The organism is Cryptosporangium minutisporangium, from assembly GCF_039536245.1.
Taxonomy (GTDB): Bacteria; Actinomycetota; Actinomycetes; order Mycobacteriales; family Cryptosporangiaceae; genus Cryptosporangium; species Cryptosporangium minutisporangium.
The window spans coordinates 1-20,060 of record NZ_BAAAYN010000093.1 but is presented as its reverse complement, the minus strand read 5'-3'; the positions used below and the strand labels follow the sequence as shown (position 1 = coordinate 20,060).

18 protein-coding genes and 1 tRNA gene are annotated in these 20,060 nt (G+C 70.4%); 8 read left to right on the top strand and 11 right to left on the bottom strand.

Annotated features, from left to right (window positions below; all coding sequences use genetic code 11):
* Window positions 1-16 precede the first annotated feature (16 nt).
* Window positions 17-298 (bottom strand): type II toxin-antitoxin system Phd/YefM family antitoxin, encoded by a 282-nt coding sequence (locus tag ABEB28_RS41470; protein WP_345733808.1) that lies wholly within the window; start codon window positions 296-298, stop codon window positions 17-19.
* 95 nt (window positions 299-393) lie between these two features.
* Between ABEB28_RS41470 and ABEB28_RS41465 the strand changes: the two genes are divergently transcribed.
* Complete coding sequence (locus ABEB28_RS41465; protein ID WP_345733807.1) at window positions 394-792, top strand: hypothetical protein; 399 nt, start codon at window positions 394-396, stop codon at window positions 790-792.
* A 363-nt stretch (window positions 793-1,155) separates the two neighbouring features.
* On the opposite strand, the gene ABEB28_RS41460 is transcribed toward ABEB28_RS41465, so the two are convergent.
* From ABEB28_RS41460 to ABEB28_RS41450, 3 genes are all read right to left on the bottom strand, one after another.
* A tRNA-Ile gene (locus ABEB28_RS41460) sits at window positions 1,156-1,232 on the bottom strand.
* 196 nt (window positions 1,233-1,428) lie between these two features.
* Window positions 1,429-2,610: a hypothetical protein gene (locus ABEB28_RS41455; RefSeq protein WP_345733806.1), complete on the bottom strand. Its 1,182-nt coding sequence runs from the start codon at window positions 2,608-2,610 to the stop codon at window positions 1,429-1,431.
* Between the two features lie 9 nt (window positions 2,611-2,619).
* Window positions 2,620-2,976, bottom strand: a complete 357-nt coding sequence (locus tag ABEB28_RS41450) for a hypothetical protein (RefSeq protein ID WP_345733805.1) — start codon at window positions 2,974-2,976, stop codon at window positions 2,620-2,622.
* A gap of 80 nt (window positions 2,977-3,056) precedes the next feature.
* On the opposite strand from ABEB28_RS41450, the gene ABEB28_RS41445 reads away from it, so the two are divergent.
* From ABEB28_RS41445 to ABEB28_RS41435, 3 genes are all read left to right on the top strand, one after another.
* A complete protein-coding gene (locus ABEB28_RS41445) occupies window positions 3,057-3,839 on the top strand; it encodes an SDR family NAD(P)-dependent oxidoreductase (RefSeq protein ID WP_345733804.1) in 783 nt (260 codons plus the stop codon).
* A gap of 71 nt (window positions 3,840-3,910) precedes the next feature.
* Window positions 3,911-5,446, top strand: coding sequence for a flavin-containing monooxygenase (locus ABEB28_RS41440; RefSeq protein ID WP_345733803.1), 1,536 nt, complete (start codon window positions 3,911-3,913; stop codon window positions 5,444-5,446).
* A 94-nt stretch (window positions 5,447-5,540) separates the two neighbouring features.
* Window positions 5,541-6,317: a MerR family transcriptional regulator gene (locus ABEB28_RS41435; RefSeq protein ID WP_345733802.1), complete on the top strand. Its 777-nt coding sequence runs from the start codon at window positions 5,541-5,543 to the stop codon at window positions 6,315-6,317.
* Here the strand turns inward: ABEB28_RS41435 and ABEB28_RS41430 are convergent.
* The 4 genes from ABEB28_RS41430 to ABEB28_RS41415 all read right to left on the bottom strand — a co-directional run bounded on the left by ABEB28_RS41430 (window position 6,263) and on the right by ABEB28_RS41415 (window position 11,683).
* Entirely contained in the window at window positions 6,263-8,041 is a 1,779-nt protein-coding gene (locus tag ABEB28_RS41430) for a M28 family peptidase (protein ID WP_345733801.1), read from the bottom strand. The two genes, ABEB28_RS41435 and ABEB28_RS41430, sit on opposite strands and share 55 nt — an antisense overlap.
* A 161-nt stretch (window positions 8,042-8,202) precedes the next feature.
* A complete protein-coding gene (locus tag ABEB28_RS41425) occupies window positions 8,203-9,825 on the bottom strand; it encodes a M28 family peptidase (RefSeq protein WP_345733800.1) in 1,623 nt (540 codons plus the stop codon).
* Between the two features lie 259 nt (window positions 9,826-10,084).
* Entirely contained in the window at window positions 10,085-10,369 is a 285-nt protein-coding gene (locus ABEB28_RS41420; protein ID WP_345733799.1) for a hypothetical protein, read from the bottom strand.
* A 36-nt stretch (window positions 10,370-10,405) separates the two neighbouring features.
* Window positions 10,406-11,683, bottom strand: a complete 1,278-nt coding sequence (locus tag ABEB28_RS41415) for a serine hydroxymethyltransferase (RefSeq protein ID WP_345733798.1) — start codon at window positions 11,681-11,683, stop codon at window positions 10,406-10,408.
* A 287-nt stretch (window positions 11,684-11,970) separates the two neighbouring features.
* Here ABEB28_RS41415 and ABEB28_RS41410 point away from each other — a divergent pair, with 287 nt between their 5' ends.
* Window positions 11,971-13,464, top strand: coding sequence for a glycine hydroxymethyltransferase (locus ABEB28_RS41410; protein ID WP_345733797.1), 1,494 nt, complete (start codon window positions 11,971-11,973; stop codon window positions 13,462-13,464).
* A 48-nt stretch (window positions 13,465-13,512) separates the two neighbouring features.
* On the opposite strand, the gene ABEB28_RS41405 is transcribed toward ABEB28_RS41410, so the two are convergent.
* Both ABEB28_RS41405 and ABEB28_RS41400 read right to left on the bottom strand, forming a co-directional pair.
* Window positions 13,513-14,469 carry a cyclase family protein gene (locus ABEB28_RS41405; protein WP_345733796.1) on the bottom strand — a complete coding sequence of 319 codons (957 nt, stop codon included), beginning with the start codon at window positions 14,467-14,469 and terminating at the stop codon, window positions 13,513-13,515.
* Window positions 14,466-15,458, bottom strand: a complete 993-nt coding sequence (locus ABEB28_RS41400; RefSeq protein WP_345733795.1) for an amidohydrolase family protein — start codon at window positions 15,456-15,458, stop codon at window positions 14,466-14,468. Before ABEB28_RS41400 ends, ABEB28_RS41405 begins: the two co-directional genes overlap by 4 nt.
* A 257-nt stretch (window positions 15,459-15,715) precedes the next feature.
* Here ABEB28_RS41400 and ABEB28_RS41395 point away from each other — a divergent pair, with 257 nt between their 5' ends.
* The 3 genes from ABEB28_RS41395 to ABEB28_RS41385 all read left to right on the top strand — a co-directional run bounded on the left by ABEB28_RS41395 (window position 15,716) and on the right by ABEB28_RS41385 (window position 18,212).
* Window positions 15,716-16,672 (top strand): fumarylacetoacetate hydrolase family protein, encoded by a 957-nt coding sequence (locus ABEB28_RS41395; RefSeq protein ID WP_345733794.1) that lies wholly within the window; start codon window positions 15,716-15,718, stop codon window positions 16,670-16,672.
* A 126-nt stretch (window positions 16,673-16,798) separates the two neighbouring features.
* Window positions 16,799-17,569, top strand: coding sequence for a CoA transferase subunit A (locus ABEB28_RS41390; protein WP_345733836.1), 771 nt, complete (start codon window positions 16,799-16,801; stop codon window positions 17,567-17,569).
* Between the two features lies 1 nt (window position 17,570).
* Complete coding sequence (locus ABEB28_RS41385) at window positions 17,571-18,212, top strand: CoA transferase subunit B (protein WP_345733793.1); 642 nt, start codon at window positions 17,571-17,573, stop codon at window positions 18,210-18,212.
* 144 nt (window positions 18,213-18,356) lie between these two features.
* Here ABEB28_RS41385 and ABEB28_RS41380 read toward each other — a convergent pair whose 3' ends face one another.
* Window positions 18,357-19,517, bottom strand: a complete 1,161-nt coding sequence (locus tag ABEB28_RS41380) for an acyl-CoA dehydrogenase family protein (RefSeq protein ID WP_345733792.1) — start codon at window positions 19,515-19,517, stop codon at window positions 18,357-18,359.
* Window positions 19,518-20,060: the final 543 nt, after the last annotated feature.

Here is a 20,060-nt window from a genome sequence, read left to right as displayed (position 1 = left end):
CGCCCACTGGCTGACGTCACGACGCTTCGCGGCGCTTCCGCATCACCGCGGCCAACTCGTCCTCAGACACTTCCTCACCGCGCGCCAACTCCGCGTCCGACTCCGCCAACCGGCGCAGCGTCGCCGGATCGCCGAGCACCTCGAGCGTCGCCTCGAGCCGCTCCAAATCCTCTACAGCGATGAGCACCGCAGACGGCCGGCCGTGCACGGTGACGGTGACACGCTCGTGCTGGTCGTGTACGCGCGCGACCAGCTCCGACAGGTGCGCCTTCGCCTCAGCCAACGACACGAACGTCATAGTCACAAGTATGACCAGAACGGTGCGTCGGACGATCCACCGATCCATGCTCATATTCTTACCATAATTCTCCTCCGGAGGAGTATGCTCCTCTCATGCCAACCATGCAGATCGCGGACGGACCGCTTCGCGAACTGACTCTGATAGCGAAGTCCCGAAACGAGAGTCTCGGTGACGCCGTCGCCTTCCTCATCGAGCAGTTCCACCGATCAGCAACGAACAGCGCCCAGCCGCCAGCACCCCCGACGACCGGCGTCGCCGTATATGCGACCTATCAGGGTGAGCGCATCGAAGGGCTGTTCGACCCAACGACAGCTGGGCTGACCGTGACGTCTGGTGCACTGTCAGGGAGTTGGTTCGGCTCACCAAGCGGTGCAGCCAAGGCGGTGGTTGCGAATCTCAAGCCGGGCGTAACGCCAAACAGAAGCGGTTACGACTTCTGGTTCGTAGCGAGCACGGGCAAAACCCTCGCATCGATCCGCAACAAGCGGTGAGCGTCAGAGGAAGACCTTTCAGAGGACCACGTCGTACACCAGCGCCATCGCCGCCCTCCTGATGATGGACGGGCGTGATATCACTTCGCGGCGGCCAGCCGAGTCGCCAGAGAGCGTCCTCGGTCGACATGCGGTCTAGTCAAGGAAGGATCAAGTAGCGAGCTCGAACGCCCACTAGTCGACCGCATCACGTCCCGACCCCGAGGGCGCCACGGAGATACGGAGCCTGTTCCCATCCGCTCCCGCAGGCAACGCGGTCCCGCTCGTCGCCGGCAACAAAGCCGGACCGTGGACTAGCTGGTATCGACAGGCAGTTCCACTCGCGAAGAGCCAGCCAGGCGGGGGCTCCGACGTATTGCCTGGTGGTGGGGCGGGTGGGGCTCGAACCCACGACCAAGGGATTATGAGTCCCCTGCTCTAACCGACTGAGCTACCGCCCCTCGCAGGCGCAGACTAGCGTCCGAGCCCGCCTGGCGGCGTGCCGCCCCGGGTAACTGTCGGGCGTCCGACAGCGGCGATCCGCACGAAGCAACACCGGCCGAGCCGACCGCGGAATGCACCGGCAACCGCACCCCGAACAGTGGACGATGAGCGCCGCCGAGGCGAACGGCCCGCGCGGCGGCCGGGCCCACAGACCTACTTCGACTTCGTCGGCTTGTTCGGTTCGGCAGAGTCGGACGGCTCACCGGGGTCGTCCGCGCCGGAGCCCGCGGCCGCAGGCCGCGACCCGCCGGCGGACCGGGATGCCGCCGTGGACCGCTTCCGTGACGGCGCGGCCGTCCCGGACGGCGTGCCCTCGCCGGACAACCCGGCGTCCCCGGACGGCGACAGCTCCCCGGACCGCGACGCCTCCGACCCTGCCACGGGCCGGGACGACGAAAACTCCGACGGCGACGCCCCTGACGGCAGGGCGGACTCGGACGAAGACGGCGACGGCCCCGACGTCATGACCGACGCGGCGCGGACGTCGTCGAGGGCCTCCGCCACCCGCGACCGCCCCGCTGCCATCGGCGCGGAATCGGGCGCACCCGAGGCTCGCGCCCGCCCGAACCGGCGCGCCCGCGGCGTCGGCTCCTCCTCCGGCGGAGGCGCAGGCGGCAAGGACCGAGGAGGCTCCGGAGGTGGTGCGAACGCCGCCGACGTCAGGTCGATCGGGCGAGTGTCGAACGAGCGGTACCCCAGGACCCACCGCACCGAGATCGCCACGAAGAACGACCCTTTACCGACCTTGCGCAGCGACTTCGAGTATCGCGCCAGGTAGTACCCGGCAGTCGCCGTCGACACCGCCGAGTGCCCCCACGCGATCAGCGCGGTCCCCGGTAGTCCGGTCTCCTTCGGCGACAGCCGGACGATGAACGCGAACGTCTCGTCCTCGGTGCGCTCGAACACCCGACCACCGCAGCGGTACGACAGGCGCCCGGTCTCCGGATCGGTCAGGATCTCGAATCCCGGGCAGTACGCTTTGAGGAACGTCGCGGTCACCTGGTTGCCGGACGGCCCCCCGATCGCGATCACGTCCAGCGGGGAGTTCTCCGCCGATTCGCCGCTCCGGCTGACGACCGGCACCGTCCCGATCCGATTGCAGGCCTCCAGCACGTGCGCGAGGCCGATCGCGTCGTACGTCGTCAGCAGCCCGGCTGGATGCGAGTTCTCGGCCCATGGGTACACCGGCGTGACGATGGCCGCGGTGTCGGTTCCGATCAGCCACCGCAGGGTGCGCTGCCGATACCGGCGCCGTAACCAGAGGTAGATCTCGACCAGCAGAACCGCGAGCACGCTGGAGACGACCCCGGCGGTGAGCTCCTCGGCGATCGCCATGGCCACAGACTATCCGCGCGTCCAATCGTGAACACCACAAACCGACGCCAGCACCTCCACCGCCACGTCACCGGGCGGCGGCGACCCCACCGGAGGCGCGCAGGCCCGGGCCCGCGCCGCGAACCCCGGATCGCCCAGCACGGTCGGCACCGCCGCACCCAGCGGACGCCGGGCAGGCCGGCGATCGTCGCGCCGAATAGATCGGCGGCGCCACCGGGCACAGTGGACGCCGAGACGAACACCAGCGGCGCAGACCCCGGCGAAAGCAGCAGGTACGGCGAGGGGGTCCGGCAGCGAATGGAGTACCAACTGCACCCACGGGACGCCGGGCAGGCCGGCGGCGTACCCGCCGAACGGTGAGATCACGTCCGCCACGATGCAGTCGGGCGCGAACCGGCGCAGACAGTAGCGTGGCTGCCGAGAATGCCGTGAACCAGGAGGTCGCGATGGATTTGGGGCTGGATGGCGCGCGTGCGGTGGTCACCGGCGGCAGCCGAGGCCTGGGGTTGGCGATCGCCGACTCGCTCGCGCGGGAGGGCGCCGCGGTGGGCCTGATCGCCCGTGGCCCGGACGGCCTCGCCGCCGCCGCCGACACGATCGGACGCCATGGCCGCCTGGTCGTCACCGCGGTTGCCGACGTGACCGACTCGGCGGCGCTGCAGAGCGCGGTGGACGAGGTGGCGAGCGCGCTCGGCGGCCTGGACCGGATCGTCGCGAACGCGGGTGGCACGGCAGGCAACGGCAACCTGCGCACCGGCGACGTCGACGACTTCCTCGGCACGTTCGCGCTCAACGCAGGGCACGCGGCGGCGCTCACCAAGGCCGCGTTGCCGCATCTGGAACGGGCCGGCAGTGGATCGGTGCTGTTCGTCGCGTCGGTGACCGGCATGAAGCCGGGGCCGCGCACGGCCTACGCGGCCGCGAAGGCGGCCGAGATCCACCTGGCGACGACGCTCGCACTGGAGCTCGCGCCGCTGCACATCCGGGTGAACGCGATCAGCCCGGGCTCGATCCTGTTCGAGGGCGGGAGCTGGGAGCGGTTCCAGGCGCAGAACCCGGACGTCTTCGAGCGGTTCCGCACCAACGAGTTCCCGTTCGGACGGCTCGGTCGCCCGGAGGAGGTCGGTGACGTGGCCGCGTTCCTGCTCTCCGACCGCGCGTCCTGGATCACCGGAGCCAACCTCGTGGTGGACGGCGGCCAGGGAAGGCCGAGCGCGCGCTCGTTCTGACCAACTCCGCCCATCGTGTCAACGACTGATGTTAACGTCCCACCGGGTGTTGACACGATGGGAGCCGCAACATGACGGAGACGGCAGAGGTGCCGGCAGCGATCGGCGACGGAGGCGGCACACCACACGTCCGGGTGGCCGTGATCGGTACCGGCTTCGGCGGGATCGGTGCGGCGGTCCGCCTGAAGGGCGTCGGCATCCACGACTTCGTCCTGCTGGAGCGCGCCGACGCGATCGGCGGGACCTGGCGCGACAACACCTACCCCGGCTGCGCCTGCGACGTCCCGTCGCATCTGTACTCGTTCTCGTTCGCGCCGAACCCGCGCTGGCCCCGTAGCTTCTCCGCGCAGCCGGACATCCGCCGCTACCTGGAGGACGTCGTCGACCGGTTCGGCGTCCGGCCGCACGTGCGGTTCCACACCGAGGTGCTCGACGCGACGTGGGTCGAGTCCGAGCGGCACTGGCACCTACGCACCACCACCGGCGAACTCACCGCGACGGTGCTCATCTCCGCGGCCGGTCCGCTCTCCGACCCGCAGGTTCCGGCCGTGCCCGGTCTGGCCGGCTTCAGCGGCGAGGTCTGGCACTCGTCCCGGTGGAACCACGACTACGACCTGACCGGCAAGCGGGTCGCGGTGATCGGCACCGGCGCGTCGGCGATCCAGTTCGTACCCCGGATCCAGCCCCGGGTCGGCGAGCTGACCGTGTTCCAGCGCACCGCGCCGTGGATCCTGCCGCGCGCTGACCGTCCGATCACCCGCACCGAGCGGGCGGTGTTCAGCCGGTCGGCGCTCGCCCAGAAGGCCGCGCGGGCCGGCGTCTATCTGGTTCGCGAGGCCGAGGTGCCCGGCTTCATCCTCACGCCGGCGATCCTGCGGGCGGCCGAAGTCGCAGGCAAGGCGCACATCCGGCGGGCCATCGCCGATCCGGCGTTGCGGGCGGCGGTCACGCCCAACTTCCGGCTCGGCTGCAAGCGGGTCCTGCTCTCCAACGACTGGTATCCGGCGCTCACCCAGCCGAACGTCTCACTGGTCAACGCCGGGCTGACGGCCGTCCAGGGCGACACCGTGGTCGGGTCGGACGGCACCCGGCGCGACGTCGACGCGATCATCTTCGGCACCGGCTTCCACGTCACCGACATGCCGATCGCGCAGCGGATCACCGGCCGGGGCGGCGTCCGGCTGGCCGACCGATGGGCCGACGGCATGGAGGCACTGCGCGGGACGACCGTGCACGGCTACCCGAACTTCTTCCTGCTCATCGGCCCGAACTCCGGCCTGAGTCACAGCTCGATGGTGTTCATCATCGAGTCGCAGCTCAACTACGTGATCGACGCGCTGGTCACGATGGACCGCCATCAACTCGGCACCGTGGAAGCCCGCCACGACGCGCAGCAACGCTGGAACGCCCTACTCGACCGTCGGATGAAGCGGACGATCTGGGTCAACGGCGGCTGCCACAGCTGGTATCAGGACGCCAATGGCCGGGTCACCACGCAGTGGCCGTCGTCGACGTGGCGGTTCCGGCTCGTCACGCGGAAGTTCGACGTCGGCGAGTACCGCCTCACCGCGACCCCCGCCCTCGCCGTGGCCGCACGGCGGGAGTAGTGCGGCCCTCGGCAGCCGCCTGCCCGGCGTCGATACTCTTCCCTCGCGGCGGATCACCCACCGCGAAGGGAACATCGGTGGCAGGGAGGTCCGGTTGGCCGAGTACCGCATCGCGGAGCTGGCCGACGCGACCGACACGGCCGTCCGGAACATTCGCGTCTATCAGGACCGCGGCATCCTGCCGCCGCCGCGCCGAGCGGGCAAGATCGCGCTCTACTCCGACGACCACCTGGTCCGCCTCCGCCTGGTGAACCGGCTGCTCGAGCGCGGCTACACGCTCGGGGTGATCCGCGATCTGGTGGACGCCTGGGCCGAAGGCCGCGACCTGGAGGACGTCCTGGGCCTGGAGTCGGTGACCCGGCCGGAGCCGCGCGTCGAGCGTCCGGAGCCGATCACGCTGTCGGACCTGGAGCGGCTCTACGGCGGCCAGGCCACACCGGACCTGCTGGCGCGCGCGATCGAACTCGGCGTCCTGGCCCGCACGGGTCCGACCACGTTCGAGATCCTCGAGCCGCAGCCGTTCGCGGCCGGGGTCGAGATGGTGGCGGCCGGCATTCCGCTCACCGCCGTGCTCGACCTCAGCGAGGGAATCCGGGACGACCAGCAGCGCACCGCCGACCGGATCGTCGTGCTGGTCGACGGGCACCTGCTCGCGGCGGACGGCCCGGGCGCCCTGCCCGCCGCCGACGAGCTGCACCACGCGGTCGAAGCGATCACCCGACTCCGGCCGCACGCCGACAAGACCGTCGCGGCCTACTTCTCCCGCGGTTTCAACGGCGCGATCCAGCGGACGTTCGAGGAGCTGGTGGCCCGGGCTCAGGGCGCTGGCGAGGCCGAAGCCGCCGCGCCGACGACGTCCGAGACGTCGTAGGCGTACTGCCCGACGGCCGTGGCGATCGCATCGCTGATCAGGTCGACCGGCACCACGTTCACGTTGCCGACCAGCCGGCTGCCGTAGGCCACCGCGAGCTTGCGGTAGATCTCCTTCTTCGCCCGATCGGTCGAGGACGGCTTCGGCGTCAGCGCGTCACACGCCTGGTGGTAGCAGGGGTCGAACGCGACACCCGGTACTCCCCCGAACAGTTCGGCCGCACTCTTCGACTTCACCCCTTCCGCGCCGGTGTCGATTCCACCGGCCGGGATGCCCTTGGCGATGAACGGCCCGTAGTCCGAGCGTCCGTCGAAGCCGCTCGGCGTCGACTTCTGTCCGCGCTCGGCCAGGAAGCTCCGGAAGAACGTCTCGATCTGCGCCGATCCGGCCGGACCGCGACTCGTCCCCTCCCGGGCGTCCGAGTTGTCCCCGTCGTAGACGCCCAGTTCGTAGTTGGGCGAACCGATCATGTCGAAGTTGAGATAGAGCGCGATCGCCCGCTTCTGCGCCGGCGTCAGACCGTCGACGTAGTGCTGCGAGCCCAGCAGCCCCGTCTCTTCGGCACCCCACCAGGCGAACCGCACCGGGTTCGGTGGCGCGGCCCCGCCGGTCTTCCGGATCAGCTCCGCGTAGCGCACCGCGACCTCCAGCACGCCCGCGCTACCGCTGCCGTTGTCGTTGATACCGGGCCCTTCGGGCACGGAATCCAGGTGCGCGCCGACGATGACCGTCCGGCCCTCGGCCGGACCGGGCAGGTCCGCGAGCACGTTCTCGGTCGTGCGGGTCTCCGACCGGGTGTCCGTCTCGATGCGGACGCGTGCCCGCGGCGACCCGGCCAGCTCGGCGCCGACCGCGTAGGACACCGCGATGGCCGGGATGCTGAACGACCGCTGGAGCGTGCCGCCGAACGTCTCGAAGCGGTCGCGGTTGGCGGTCGGGGTGCCGTTGCCCTGGTTGAAGATGATCGCGCCGGACGCCTTCGCGGCGACCGCGTGGCGCACCTTCACGTTGAAATCGCAGCTACCGCGCTGCAGGAGCGCGATCGACCCGGCCGGGAAGTCGGCGAAGTCGGCGGTCTCGCAGCCGCTGGTGGTGCTGCGCGGCGGCGTCAGGTTGACGTCGACCGGGTGGACGCGCGCCTCGGCCACGCCGTCCCCGGAGTAGCTCAGGATCCGGAAGTCGTCCGGCCCGCGGTACTGACGAGGCTCCGGGGAGACCCGGCGGAACGTCGTCGGGCGGGTCTCCTCGAAGTACGGGAACGACAACTGCTGACGGGTCACCCGGTAACCGGCCGCGCGGAGCTCGCGTGCGACGTAGTCGGCGCTGTACGCGTAACCGCGGCCGACCCCGGACGCCCGGGTGCCCCCGTTGGCGTCGGCGATCCGCTGGAACTCACGCAGGTGGGTGAGGACGCCCTCGACGGTCACCTGAGCGGCGAGCGCGCGGCCGAGAACGGCGCCCTCGGTCACCGGGCGGGGTTTCGCGGCGGCCGTCGGCCCGCTGGTGCCCGCCGCGGGCTCAGCCTTCGCGACGGGGCGGGCGGGAGCCGGGCGCGCGGGAGCGGGGCGCTCGTTCGCCTGCCGTGAGATCTCGGGGGGATGAGCGGTCGCCGTCATCTGGTTGGCGGCGAGACCGACCAGCGCGGCGGTGGTGAGCGCGGTGATCACTCCGATCGAGCGGATCGGCCTCCGGGCCGAGCCGCCGCGGCGGGTGCGAGCGAGCATGGGCCATCTCCCCGGGATGACGTCGATAAATCCCGAATCAGGAGATTAGTCGCATTAGCCCACGCCGCCCGCCAGCCCACGCCCGGCGCGCCGTCGCGCTCGGATACGCCGAATCCGCCCCCACGGAAGCCGTGGAGGCGGATTCGGCGTAGATCGACGGGTCAGGCGGTCAGCAAGTGGCCGTCCAGACCGCCGCTCGGCGCCCCCGCGGAGGCTGCCGCCGGGGTGTCACCCGGTGCGGAGACCCCGCTGGTGTCGAACGCCAGTCGGGCGACGGCGTCCGCGATCGCGTCCGAGTTCAGGTCGAGCGCGAACACGTTCACGTTGCCGACGAGCTTCTTCCCGTACGCGGCCTTCAGCCGCTGGTAGGTCGCGGCGTCCGCCCCGTCGCCCACCGGGTTGAAGCTGTCGCACGCCTGGTGGTAGCACGGGTCGTAGGCGACGTCCGGCACGCCGCCGAACCTCGCGGCCTCCTCGGCGGTCTTGATGCCCTCGGCGCCGGTGAACAGCCCGCCGGCCGGGATCCCGATGCCCTCGGCGATGAACGGCCCGTAGTCCGAGCGTCCGCTGAACTCGCTGTCGACGGGCTGCTGACCGCGGCTGGTCAGGTAGTTGCGGAAGATCGTTTCCAGCGCCCCGGATCCGGGCGGCGGCGTCCCGGTACCGGTCGAGTTGTCACCGTCGTAGACCCCGAGCGTGTAGTTCGGCGAACCGATCATGTCGAAGTTCAGGTACAGACCGATGTCCGCGACCTGCGTCGGCGTCAGCGAAGCGACGTAGTGCTCGGACCCGAGCAGCCCGCTCTCCTCCGCGCCCCACCAGGCGAACCGCACCTTGTTCGTGGGCTTCGCGCCCTTGGCCAGCGGCGCGTACCGCAGTGCGACCTCGAGCAGACCGGCGCTGCCGGTGCCGTTGTCGTTGATGCCCGGGCCCTCCGGCACCGAGTCCAGGTGTGCGCCGGCCATCACGACGTTGTCCGCGCGCCCACCGGGCGTCTCGGCGAGGACGTTCTGGGTGGTGCGGGTCTCGGACAGGGTGTCGGTCTCGATCCGGACGACGGTGTTCGCGGTGCCGGCCAGGTCGGCGCCGAGCGCGTAGGACGTCGAGATCGCCGGGATCGGCACCGGTCCGCCGAGGTTGCCCTGGAACGCCCCGTACCGATCCGGGTTCTCGGCCTCGGTGCCGTTGCCCTGGTTGAACACGACGACGCCGATCGCGCCGGCGGTCGCGGCGTTGTTCACCTTCACCGCGAAGTCACACGTGCCGCGCTGCACCAGCGCGATGTTGCCGCGCGGGAAGTTCGCGAAGTCCGCGGCCTCACAACCGCTGGTCGACGCCCGCGGCGGCGTCAGGTTGATGTCGACGGGGGTCACCGTGCCCTGCGCGACACCGTCGCCGGAGAACGAGAGCGTGTAGAAGTCCGTCCCGTTCACGTACGTCGTCGGGGTGGGACTCACCCGGGCGAACTTCGACGGGTTCAGCTCCTCGAAGAACGGGAACTGGAAGCTCTGCCTGGTCACCCGGTAACCGGCACGCTGCAGCTTGCGCGCGACGTAGTCCGCGCTGCGGTCGTAACCGGGGGTGCCCGACGCGCGGGTGTCGCCGTTGGCGTCGGCGATCCGCTGGAACTGCCGCAGATGCCCCAGCACGCCGGCGACCGTGACCGCCGAGGTGAGCTTCTTCGACGCGGCAGCCCCCGCCTGCGCGGGTGTGGGCGGATCCGCGGCGGCCGGACCGGTCGCGGCTAGTCCGAGGGCGGCGGCGGCCGCGAGCGCGACGGCCACCCGGCCGGCTCTCGGACGCGTCGACGGGGCGGAGTCGGATAACGAGCGGCGGTGAAGCATGGGCTACGCCTCCGGTTCGGGCTTTCCGGCACTGCGTTCAGTGCTCGGCTGGGGCCAGAACGTAGCGGCATCCCTGAACTTCCGGGATCAAAATGGATTAAAGATGATCTTGGCCGTTATCAGTGGTAGACAAATCCGCTGCGTGTGGCCTGCATCACTGATCGATAACGACGGAGGCCCGACGGGCTCTCGCGTCGGGTCAGGCGACGCCCTGGGCGACCAGCCGCCCGTCGACGTAGGCGTAGACCGGCTGGGGGCGGAACCCACCGAACATGCGCTCCCGATGCTTCTCGATCCGCACCGCGTGCCGTTCCTGGACGCCGACGACCAGGTCGAAGGTCTGTACCAATTGGATAGACGCGATGTGCAGGTCGGAGCGCACTCGCTGACCGTCGACCGAGATCGTCAACCAGCCCCAGGCTTTGCTGAAGCTGAACTCCACACGATGGCGCTCGTGTACTCCGACGTCGAAGGCCAGTCGCATGGAGGCACTGTAGACGGCCGCCCCCGAGCCGAGGGATCAATACGACGAGTAACAGGGGTAGCGGGCCGCGAGGTCGGCGACCTCGTTCCGGACACCTACCGGGTCGATGCCACGAATCGCCCGGACGATGAGGTCCGCGACGGTGCCCATGTCCGCTTCCGTCATGCCCTGGGTGGTCGCGGCGAGCGTCCCCAGCCGAAGTCCGGACGCGTGCTCCGGCAGCCGGTGGTCGAACGGCAGCACGTGCTTGGTGAGCAGGATCCCGACGTCGCGGCAGCGCTGTTCGGCGTCGGCACCCGTGACGCCGTCGTCGCCGAGGTCGACGAGCACCATGTGGTTGTCGGTGCCGCCCGCGACCAGCCGTAGACCGGCCCGCTCGAGGCCGGCGGCGAGCGCGCTCGCGTTCGCCAACACCCGCTGCGCGTAGTCGCCGAACGACGCGTCCGCGGCCTCGCCCAGCGCCACCGTCTTCGCCGCGACGCAGTTCATCAGCGGCGCGCCCTGGAGGAACGGGAACACCGCGTTGTCGATCCGGCGGGCCAGCTCAGCGGTGCAGAGGATCATGCCGCCGCGCGGTCCGCGCAGCGACTTGTGCGAGGTGGCCGTGGTGACGTCGGCGTACGGGATCGGCGAGGGCACCGCACGTCCGGCGACCAGCCCACTGATCTGGGCGGCGTCGACCAGGAGGTAGGCACCGACCTCGTCGGCGATCTCGCGGAACGCCGCGAAGTCGATCAGTCGGGTGTAGGCGGTCGCGCCGCAGACCAGCAACTTCGGCTGGTGCTCGACGGCCAGATCGCGCACCTCGTCGTAGTCGATGCGTTCGTCGGCCCGGCGGACGCCGTACCCGACCGTGCGGAACCACTTACCGGAGAAGTTCCGACTGCTACCGCTCGAGAAGTGACCACCGTAGCGGGGCTCCATCGCCAGCAGCGTGTCACCAGGGACCAGCAGCGCGGCGTACGCGGCGAGGTTGGCCAGCGTGCCCGAGTGCGGCTGCAGGTTCGCGTACTCGGCCCCGAACAACTCGCACGCCCGGGAGCGCCCCAGCTCCTCGGCCTGATCGAGGAACTCGCACCCGCCGTAGTAGCGCCGCCCCGGGTACCCCTCGGCGTGTTTGTCGCCGAGCGTCGAGGCCAGCACGGCTCGGACCGCCGGGGACGTGAAGTTTTCGCTCGCGGTCAGCTGGATGCAGTGGCGGACGCGGTCGTACTCCGCGCCCAGCAGATCGGCGACCTGCGGGTCGGCCGAGCGGAGAGCATCGAGATTCGCCGGTCGGATTCCGTCGAATACCGCGGTACGCAGTGACGTCATGTGCAGACCACCCCCGCTCGCGTCCTTCGTAGCACCACGTGACGGCGCCGGGCAACCGGCTGATCGCGTGTCGACGGGAGCAGTAAGGGTGCTGCTCAGGAGCACAAACGTTGCTGGTGAGAGCGGTGGAGCGGAGGTGGTCACGGACGTGGCAGACGTCTCCTCCGGTGACCGGTGCGCATCCCGTCGGGGCGGTTGTCGCGCCGGTGGATCCGTATCATCGCGCACGTCGCGAGCCCGCCTCGCGAGCCCCGAATGCGCACCCGACTGGGAAGGTCACGCCCACCATGTCCGAGCTGTCAGCCCTTCGTTACCTGGCGAGCCTCGACGGAGCGACACCCGACCCCGGCGCGCTCGCGTTCTACGCCTCGCTCGACCAGGTCAGCACCGTCAACCCGACGGTCGCCCGCAGCATCGTCCAGGAGCTGGCGGATCAGCGGTCGAACGTCAAGCTGATCGCGAGCGAGAACTTCAGCTCGCTGGCGGTCCAGCTGGCCCAGGGCAACCTGTTCACCGACAAGTACGCCGAAGGCGCTCCCGGCCACCGCTTCTACGCCGGCTGCGACAACGTCGACACGGTCGAGGCGCACGCCGCCGACCTGGCCAAGCAGCTGTTCGGCGCCGAGCACGCGTACGTGCAGCCGCACTCCGGCATCGACGCGAACCTCGTTGCGTTCCTCTCCATCCTCGCGACGCGGGTGGAGAACGGGATCATCGAGCGGTTCGGGCGGAAGAACGCGTCCGCGCTGACCGATTCCGAATGGGCGGAGCTCCGCTCGTCGGTGACCAACCAGAAGCTGCTCGGGATGGACTACTACTCCGGTGGTCACCTGACGCACGGATACCGGTTCAACGTCTCGGCCCGGCTCTTCGACGCGCGGTCCTACACCGTCGACCCGGAGACGAAGCTGCTCGACCTGGATGCCGTGCGTGCCCGGGTACACGAGGTGAAGCCGCTGATCCTGCTGGCGGGATACAGCGCGTACACCCGGTTGATCGACTTCGCGGCGCTGCGCGCGATCGCGGACGAGGTCGGCGCGGTGCTGATGGTCGACATGGCGCACTTCGCCGGGCTGGTCGCCGGCAAGGTGATGACCGGTGACCACGACCCGGTCGCGCACGCGCACGTCGTCACGTCGACCACCCACAAGACGCTGCGCGGCCCACGCGGTGGCATGGTGCTCTGCACGTCCGAGTTCGCCGAGGCCGTCGACAAGGGCTGCCCGACCGTGCTCGGAGGGCCGCTGCCGCACGCGATCGCGGCGAAGGCGGTGGCGTTCACCGAGGCGCTTTCGCCCTCGTTCGCGTCCTACGCCACGCGAATCGTGGAGAACGCGCGCACGCTCGCCGACGCGTTGCAGCAGCGCAAGGTCGAGGTGCTCACCGGGGGCACCGACAACCACATCGTGCTGGTCGACGTCGCGGCGAGCTACGGCCTCACCGGACGCCAGGCGGAGAGCGCGCTACGGTCGGTAGGGCTCACGCTCAACCGGAACTCGCTGCCCTTCGACGCGAACGGGCCCTGGTACACGAGCGGGCTCCGACTCGGGACGCCGGCGGTGACGACGCTGGGCATGGGCGCGGAGCAGGTCACCGAGATCGCCGACGTGATCGCGACCGTGCTGGCCGCGGTGGAGCCGGGCAACGGTCCGGACGGGTCGCCGAGCAAGGCGAAGTTCACGCTGGACGAGGCGGTGGCGGCGGAGGCTCGGTCCCGGACGTCCGACCTGCTGCGTGACTTCCCGCTCTACCCGCAGATCGACTTGTCACTGGTGAAGTAACCACCGCACTCCGCCCGCGCCGGGGTTGCGGCGCGGGCGGGCGCAGGCCTACTTCGTCGCGATGGGGTTCACCGGGGAGCCGACCGCCCCGGTCACCGGCAGTGGCGCGGCCACCAGGAAGAACTCGTAGACGCCGTCGGACGCGCAGTCCGCCGCCAACGCGTCGAGGTCCCACATCTCACCGATCAGCAGCCCCATGTTCGGGATCGCGATCTGGTGCAGCGGCTGGAACGCATCCGGGAACTCGTTCGGCCGCACCTCGAAGCCCCAGGTGTCGGTGGCGATCGCCGCGATCTCGGTGCGGTGCAGCCAGGACGCGCTCCAGAACGAGAGCCCGGGCGCCGGCCCTCCGGCGAACTCCCCCCACCCCGGCAGGTTCCGGCACGCGCCCAGCTGGCCGGTCCGCACCAGCAGGATGTCGCCGCGCCCGACCGTGACGCCCTGCGCCGCCATCGTCTGCTCGAGGTGGTCGGCCCCGATCGCGAACCCGTCCGGCAGCACCCCGTTGGCGTCACCGAAGACCAGGCCGACGTCGAGCAGCACACCGCGCCCGGCGACGTCGGCCGCCATGTGTTCGATGCCGGTGACCATGTCCCCGAGCGAGCTCACCACCCGCTCCGCCGGGCGTCCGTTCCACGCCTTGCCTCGGTCGAAGATGTGCCCGAGCCCGTCCCACTGCGTCGCGCACTGCAGCGGCATCGCGATCACGTCGTCGGCGCCGCCGATCCCGTGCGGGAACCCCTGGTGCCCGGCGACCGCGTCCACGCCGGTGTCGAGCATCGTGTGCACCGGGTTCGTGCGCCGACGCCAGCCCTTCTGCGGCCCGTCGGCCTCGAACCGCATCGAGAGCGAGAAGGTGACGCCCCGGCGAATCAGCCCGGCGGCGCGCTGCCGGGCGTCCGCATCGATGTAGTTGAGGGTGCCGAGCACGTCGTCGGGACCCCAACGGTCCCAGTTGCGGCACTCCTCCGCGAACTTCGCGATCGCGGTCTCCACCTCAGTCATGACAGCCCCAGGAGTTCGGCGGCGTTGCCGCCGCGGATCGCGTCGATCTGCGCGGCGTCGAGATCCGCCAACGCAAGCCGGTCCAGTGGATCGGAGACCCCCATGTCGAACGGGTAGTCGCTACCGAGCACGACCCGGTCCGCGCCGACCGCACCGACCAGCCGGTCGAGTGCCTCGCCGGTGTAGACGAGCGAGTCGTACCAGATGCGGCGCAGGTACTCGCTCGGACGCTCGGCGCAGGTGCGGGCGTCCCGCCGCGCCTCCCAGGCGTGATCGGCCCGGCTGGAGTACACCGGCAGATACCCGCCACCGTGGGCGGCGACCAAGCGAAGCCCTGGACGCCGGTCGAGCAGCCCGGAGAAGATCAGGCGGGACAGCGCGAGCGTGGTCTCCAGGGGGTTGCCGATCGTGTTCGACAGGTACGCGAGGTCGAGCCGCTCCCCCAGCGTGCAGCCCCACGGATGCACGAAGACCACCGCCCCGAGTTCCTCGGCGCGCGCCCAGAACTCCTCGAACGCCGGATCCGACAGCTCGCGCCCGGCGACGTAGGTCGAGACCTCGACGCCCTTGAGTCCGAGTTCCATCGCCCTGGTCAGCTCGGCGACGGCCAGATCCGGGTGCTGGAGCGGCACGGTACCGAGGCCGAGGAGCCGCCCCGGCGCGGCGGCACAGTGCGCCACGATGCCCTCGTTCACCGCCCGGGCGTACCGCTCGGCCAGCGGACGCTCCGCCCAGTAGTGGTGGATCGGCATCGGGCTGACGACCTGGATGTCCAGCCCGGCCTCGTCCATCGCGGCCAGCCGTCGGACGGGGTCGGCGAGCAGCGGAGTGATCGTCGCGATCTGCTCGCGGTTCACCGCGCTCGACTCGGCCCCGGCGGCGCGGGCCTCGGCGGCCCGGGCAGCGGCGAGCGCCGGCTCGTCGATCATCAAGCCTTCGGCCGGGCCGACCAGCGCGTGTGCGTGCAGATCGATCGCCGGGATCACCACCGGCCGTCCCGTCGTGCGGACCCCGGGCCCGGGATTCCGGATGCGTGCGTCATTGCGGCGCCTTCCTCTCGACCCGGAAACCGTACGATCGTGGGCGCACGGGCGGAAATGAAGAATTCCGATGGAAGGCATTCACACGACCGTTGGCGTCGCGCAGGCATCGCGTTCATCAATCGCAGGTACTCACCGGATCGATTTCCGCACCACTCGTCGGGCGTCCTACCGTGGCGGGACACGCGGTCACGAGGAGGCTGGAGATGAAGCTCGTCCGGCGCAACACCGGATCCGGGCCACAGCTAGCGGTCGTCGACGGCAGCGCTGATCTGGTCGACCTGCCCGGCGAGCACGACCTCGTCCCGCTGCTGGACGGACGTCTGCAGGACGCGGCCGATGCCGCGCTGCGGACCCGGGCCACGGTCACCGCCGAAGCCGACGCCGACCTGCTCGCGCCGCTGGCCCCGCCGACGTTCCGGGACTTCTCCACGTTCCCCGAGCACACCGCGGGCATCGTCAAGCTGTTCAACCCGGACGCGACGATCAACCCGGTGTTCTGGGAGATCCCGACCTTCTACTTCAGCAACCCGCACGCGATCGTCGGGCCGACCGCCGACGTGCCGGTGCCACCGAACTGCGTGGACTTCGACTTCGAGCTGGAGGTCGCCGCGGTCGTGGGCCGCGCCGGTCGCGACCTGTCGGTGGAGGACGCTGCGGATCACCTCGCCGGGTACGTGGTGCTGAACGACTTCTCCGCCAGGGATGTGCAGTTCCACGAGATGTCGCTGCTGCTCGGGCCGGCCAAGGGCAAGGACACCGCGACCGCGCTGGGCCAGTACTTCGTGACCGCCGACGAGCTGGCGCCGCGTCGCTCGGGTTCGTCGTTCGACCTGCGAATGGAGGTGCGCGTCAACGGCGAGCTGATCGGCAGCGACCGGCTGGACAACATGGCCTGGACGTTCCCGGCGCTCGCGGCGTACGCGTCCCGCGGTACCGAGATCCGCCCCGGCGACCTGCTCGGATCCGGTACCTGCCAGGGTGGCTGCCTGGCTGAGCTCTGGGGCAGGCACGGACGGGACCACCACGCGCCGCTCGGACCCGGTGACGTGGTGACGACCTCGGTCGAGCTGCTCGGCGGCACCACGAACCGGGTAGTGGCGGGTGCCGCCGCCGTGCCGATCGAGCCGTTCGCACGCGCGGCCGAGTACCGGGCCCAGTGACGCCCCGCGGGAATGGTGCGGGGGCACAGAGCTGAGCCGCATTTCGCGTGCTGCTGACACGCTGCCGCGTCGACAAGACGCTGAGCAGGATGGACAGGTTGAGTCGGGTCGTGCTGGAGGTGCGTCATCAGCTCGGACAAAGTGGTCTCGTCAGCGGCGGAGGCCGTCGCGGATATCTCCGCGGGTGCGTCGCTGGCCGTGGGTGGGTTCGGGCTGTGCGGTATCCCGCACGTGCTGATCGACGCGTTGCACGCGACCGGCGTCGGGGACTTGCGCGTGGTGTCGAACAACTGCGGTGTGGACGTGTGGGGGCTGGGCGTTCTGCTCAAAGACCACCGGATCTCGCGGGTGATCGGCTCCTACGTCGGCGAGAACAAGGAGTTCGCCCGGCAGTACCTCACCGGCGAACTGGAGGTCGAGCTGACACCGCAGGGCACCCTGGCCGAGCGGCTGCGGGCCGGCGGATCGGGCATTCCGGCGTTCTTCACCCCGGCCGGGGTGGGAACGATGATCGCCGAGGGTGGACTGCCGTGGCGGTACGCGGCGGACGGATCCGTGGCGGTCGCGTCCCCGCCGAAGGAGGTCCGCGAGTTCGGCGGCAAGGAGTACGTGCTGGAAGAGGGCATCGTCACCGACTACGCGCTGGTGCGGGCCGCGGTCGGTGACCGGCACGGGAACCTCGTGATGCACGAGTCCGCGCGGAACTTCAACCCGCTGTGCGCGATGGCGGGGCGGATCACGATCGCCGAGGTCGAGGAGCTGGTGGAGCCCGGCGAGATCCTGCCGGAGCAGATTCACGTGCCCGGGGTGTTCGTCCAGCGGGTCGTCGGGCCGGTGGGCACCGACGGCAAGCAGATCGAGAAACGCACCACCCGCGTTCGTCCCTCGGAGGCCTGACATGGCGTTGACACGTGAGCAACTCGCGGCGCGCGCCGCGCGGGAACTGCAGGACGGTCAGTACGTCAACCTCGGGATCGGGCTGCCGACGCTGATCCCCAACTACGTTCCCGACGGCGTGCACGTCACGCTGCAGTCGGAGAACGGCATCCTCGGAGTCGGTCCGTACCCGTACGAGGGCGACGAAGATCCGGACCTGATCAACGCCGGCAAGGAGACCGTGACGCTGCTGCCCGGGGCGTCGTTCTTCGACTCGGCGATGTCGTTCGCCATGATCCGCGGTGGGCACATCGACGTCGCGATCCTCGGCGCGATGCAGGTGTCCGCAGGTGGCGACATCGCGAACTGGGTCATCCCCGGGAAGATGATCAAGGGCATGGGTGGCGCGATGGACTTGGTCCACGGCGCCAAGCGGGTCATCGTCGTGATGGAGCACGTGGCTCGCGACGGGAGCGCGAAGGTCCTCTCGGAGTGCTCGCTGCCGCTGACCGGCAAGGCGTGCGTCCAGCGGATCATCACCGACCTCGCCGTGATCGACGTGACGCCCGCCGGCCTGGAGCTGGTCGAGACCGCTCCCGGCGTCACCGTCGACGAGGTCGTGGCGGCCACCGACGCGCCGCTCAAAATGGCGCTCCCCGCCTAACGCCGCGCGGGCTGACATCGCGCCGGTCGACGTCGCGTAGGCACCCTGACCTGGAGCCCGCTGAGAGCAGGGCTGACATCCGCGCCCGTCGACGTCGCGTACTGGTCATACTCAAGTCGGCGGGCGCGGCTGTCAGCGTCGTTCTCAGCGGGCCGCCAACAGCAATCGCGATACGAGTTCGGTCATGATTTCGGTCGTGCCGCCGCCGATGCCGAGGATCCGGCTGTCGCGGTAGTGGCGCTCGACCTCGGTCTCCCGCAGGTACCCCATTCCGCCGTGCAGCTGCACCGCGCCGTCCACCACCTCGTCGCACGCCGCGACCGCGGTGTTCTTCGCCATCGCGACCCGGGAGACGAGGTCACTGCGCGTCGGGTCGTCGATCCAGTCGTCGATGACCGCCCGCGTGTAGGTCCGCGCGACGTCGGTCTGGCGCGCCATCTCCGCGAGCTTGTGCCGCACCACCTGGCGACTCGAGAGCGGACGGCCGAACGTCTCGCGGATCTTCACCCAGTCGAGCGTCAGCGCCAGGCACCGAGCCGCGGTCGCGTACGCCTGCACCGCCAGCGAGAGGCGCTCCGCGGCGAACTGCGTCATCAGCTGGCCGAAGCCGCTGTTCTCCGCACCGATGAGGTTCGCCGCGGGGACCCGAGCACCGTCGAACCGCAGCTCCGCGGTGTCGGAGCACCACCACCCCATCTTCTTCAGCGGCGTCGAGACCGTGAAGCCGGGTGTACCCCGCTCGATCACGAGCAGTGAGACGCCTCCCGCACCCGGACCGCCGGTGCGGACCGCGGTCGTGACGAAGTCGGCGCGCACTCCGGACGTGATGAAGAGCTTCGCGCCGGTGACGACGTAGTGGTCGCCGTCCCGCTCGGCGCGGGTGCGGATCGCGGCGACGTCGGAACCGCCCTCCGGCTCGGTGACGGCGAGCGCGGCGATCTTGTCACCGGCGAGAACCGGCCGGACGAAGCGGTCGATCTGGTCGGGGTCACCGGCGGTGACGATGTGTGGCAGGCCGATGCCGTGAGTGAACAGACCGGCGATCAGGCCGGACGATGCGCCGGCGAGGATCATCTCCTCGGCGATCACCAGCGTGTCGATCGGCTCGCCGCCACTGCCGCCGACGCTCTCCGGGAAGCCGACGCCGAGCAGGCCCGCCTTCGCGGTGGCGCGGTGCAGGGCGCGCGGGAGCTCGCCGCTCTCCTCCCAGGTGGGCAGGTGGGGCACGATCTCCCGCTCGGTGAAGCGGCGGGTGGTGGTGCGTAAGAGCTGCCGCTCAGGGGTGTCCCACCGGTTCGTGGTCATCGGCGTCCTTCCTGCAACGTCCGTCCGGCCGCCCATCTTGCACGCCATCGTTCATCTTGTACAGCGCCGTTCTTCTTTGGGGTGAGGCGCCGCATGTCGTGCTCGCGCCAGGTGCACACCGCGGAGTGGCTTGCAGGTGCGCTCGCCGGGCGGCGCACGGGTGGTTGTCGCGCCTTCGGGGCGCGCGAGCGGGGTGGTTGTTNTACAGCGCCGTTCTTCTTTGGGGTGAGGCGCCGCATGTCGTGCTCGCGCCAGGTGCACACCGCGGAGTGGCTTGCAGGTGCGCTCGCCGGGCGGCGCACGGGTGGTTGTCGCGCCTTCGGGGCGCGCGAGCGGGGTGGTTGTTGCGCTCTCCGCGCTGCGCGGGTGGTGGTTGTCGCCCTCTCCGCGCTGCGCGGGTGGTGGTTGTCGCGCCTGCGGGGCGCGCGAGCGGGTGGTTGTCGCGCTCTCCGCGCTGCGCGGGTGGTGGTTGTCGCGCTCTCCGCGCTGCGCGGGTGGTGGTTGTCGCGTCTTCGGGGCGGCGCTGAGCGTGGTTGTCGCGCT

Bases quoted from the DNA above. Each gene is read 5' to 3' on its own strand.
- ABEB28_RS41470 (WP_345733808.1), bottom strand. From the start codon at position 298: ATGACGTTCGTGTCGTTGGCTGAGGCGAAGGCGCACCTGTCGGAGCTG.
- ABEB28_RS41465 (WP_345733807.1), top strand. From the start codon at position 394: ATGCCAACCATGCAGATCGCGGACGGACCGCTTCGCGAACTGACTCTG.
- ABEB28_RS41455 (WP_345733806.1), bottom strand. From the start codon at position 2,610: ATGGCGATCGCCGAGGAGCTCACCGCCGGGGTCGTCTCCAGCGTGCTC.
- ABEB28_RS41445 (WP_345733804.1), top strand. From the start codon at position 3,057: ATGGATTTGGGGCTGGATGGCGCGCGTGCGGTGGTCACCGGCGGCAGC.
- ABEB28_RS41440 (WP_345733803.1), top strand. From the start codon at position 3,911: ATGACGGAGACGGCAGAGGTGCCGGCAGCGATCGGCGACGGAGGCGGC.
- ABEB28_RS41430 (WP_345733801.1), bottom strand. From the start codon at position 8,041: ATGCTCGCTCGCACCCGCCGCGGCGGCTCGGCCCGGAGGCCGATCCGC.
- ABEB28_RS41420 (WP_345733799.1), bottom strand. From the start codon at position 10,369: ATGCGACTGGCCTTCGACGTCGGAGTACACGAGCGCCATCGTGTGGAG.
- ABEB28_RS41415 (WP_345733798.1), bottom strand. From the start codon at position 11,683: ATGACGTCACTGCGTACCGCGGTATTCGACGGAATCCGACCGGCGAAT.
- ABEB28_RS41410 (WP_345733797.1), top strand. From the start codon at position 11,971: ATGTCCGAGCTGTCAGCCCTTCGTTACCTGGCGAGCCTCGACGGAGCG.
- ABEB28_RS41405 (WP_345733796.1), bottom strand. From the start codon at position 14,469: ATGACTGAGGTGGAGACCGCGATCGCGAAGTTCGCGGAGGAGTGCCGC.
- ABEB28_RS41395 (WP_345733794.1), top strand. From the start codon at position 15,716: ATGAAGCTCGTCCGGCGCAACACCGGATCCGGGCCACAGCTAGCGGTC.
- ABEB28_RS41385 (WP_345733793.1), top strand. From the start codon at position 17,571: ATGGCGTTGACACGTGAGCAACTCGCGGCGCGCGCCGCGCGGGAACTG.
- ABEB28_RS41380 (WP_345733792.1), bottom strand. From the start codon at position 19,517: ATGACCACGAACCGGTGGGACACCCCTGAGCGGCAGCTCTTACGCACC.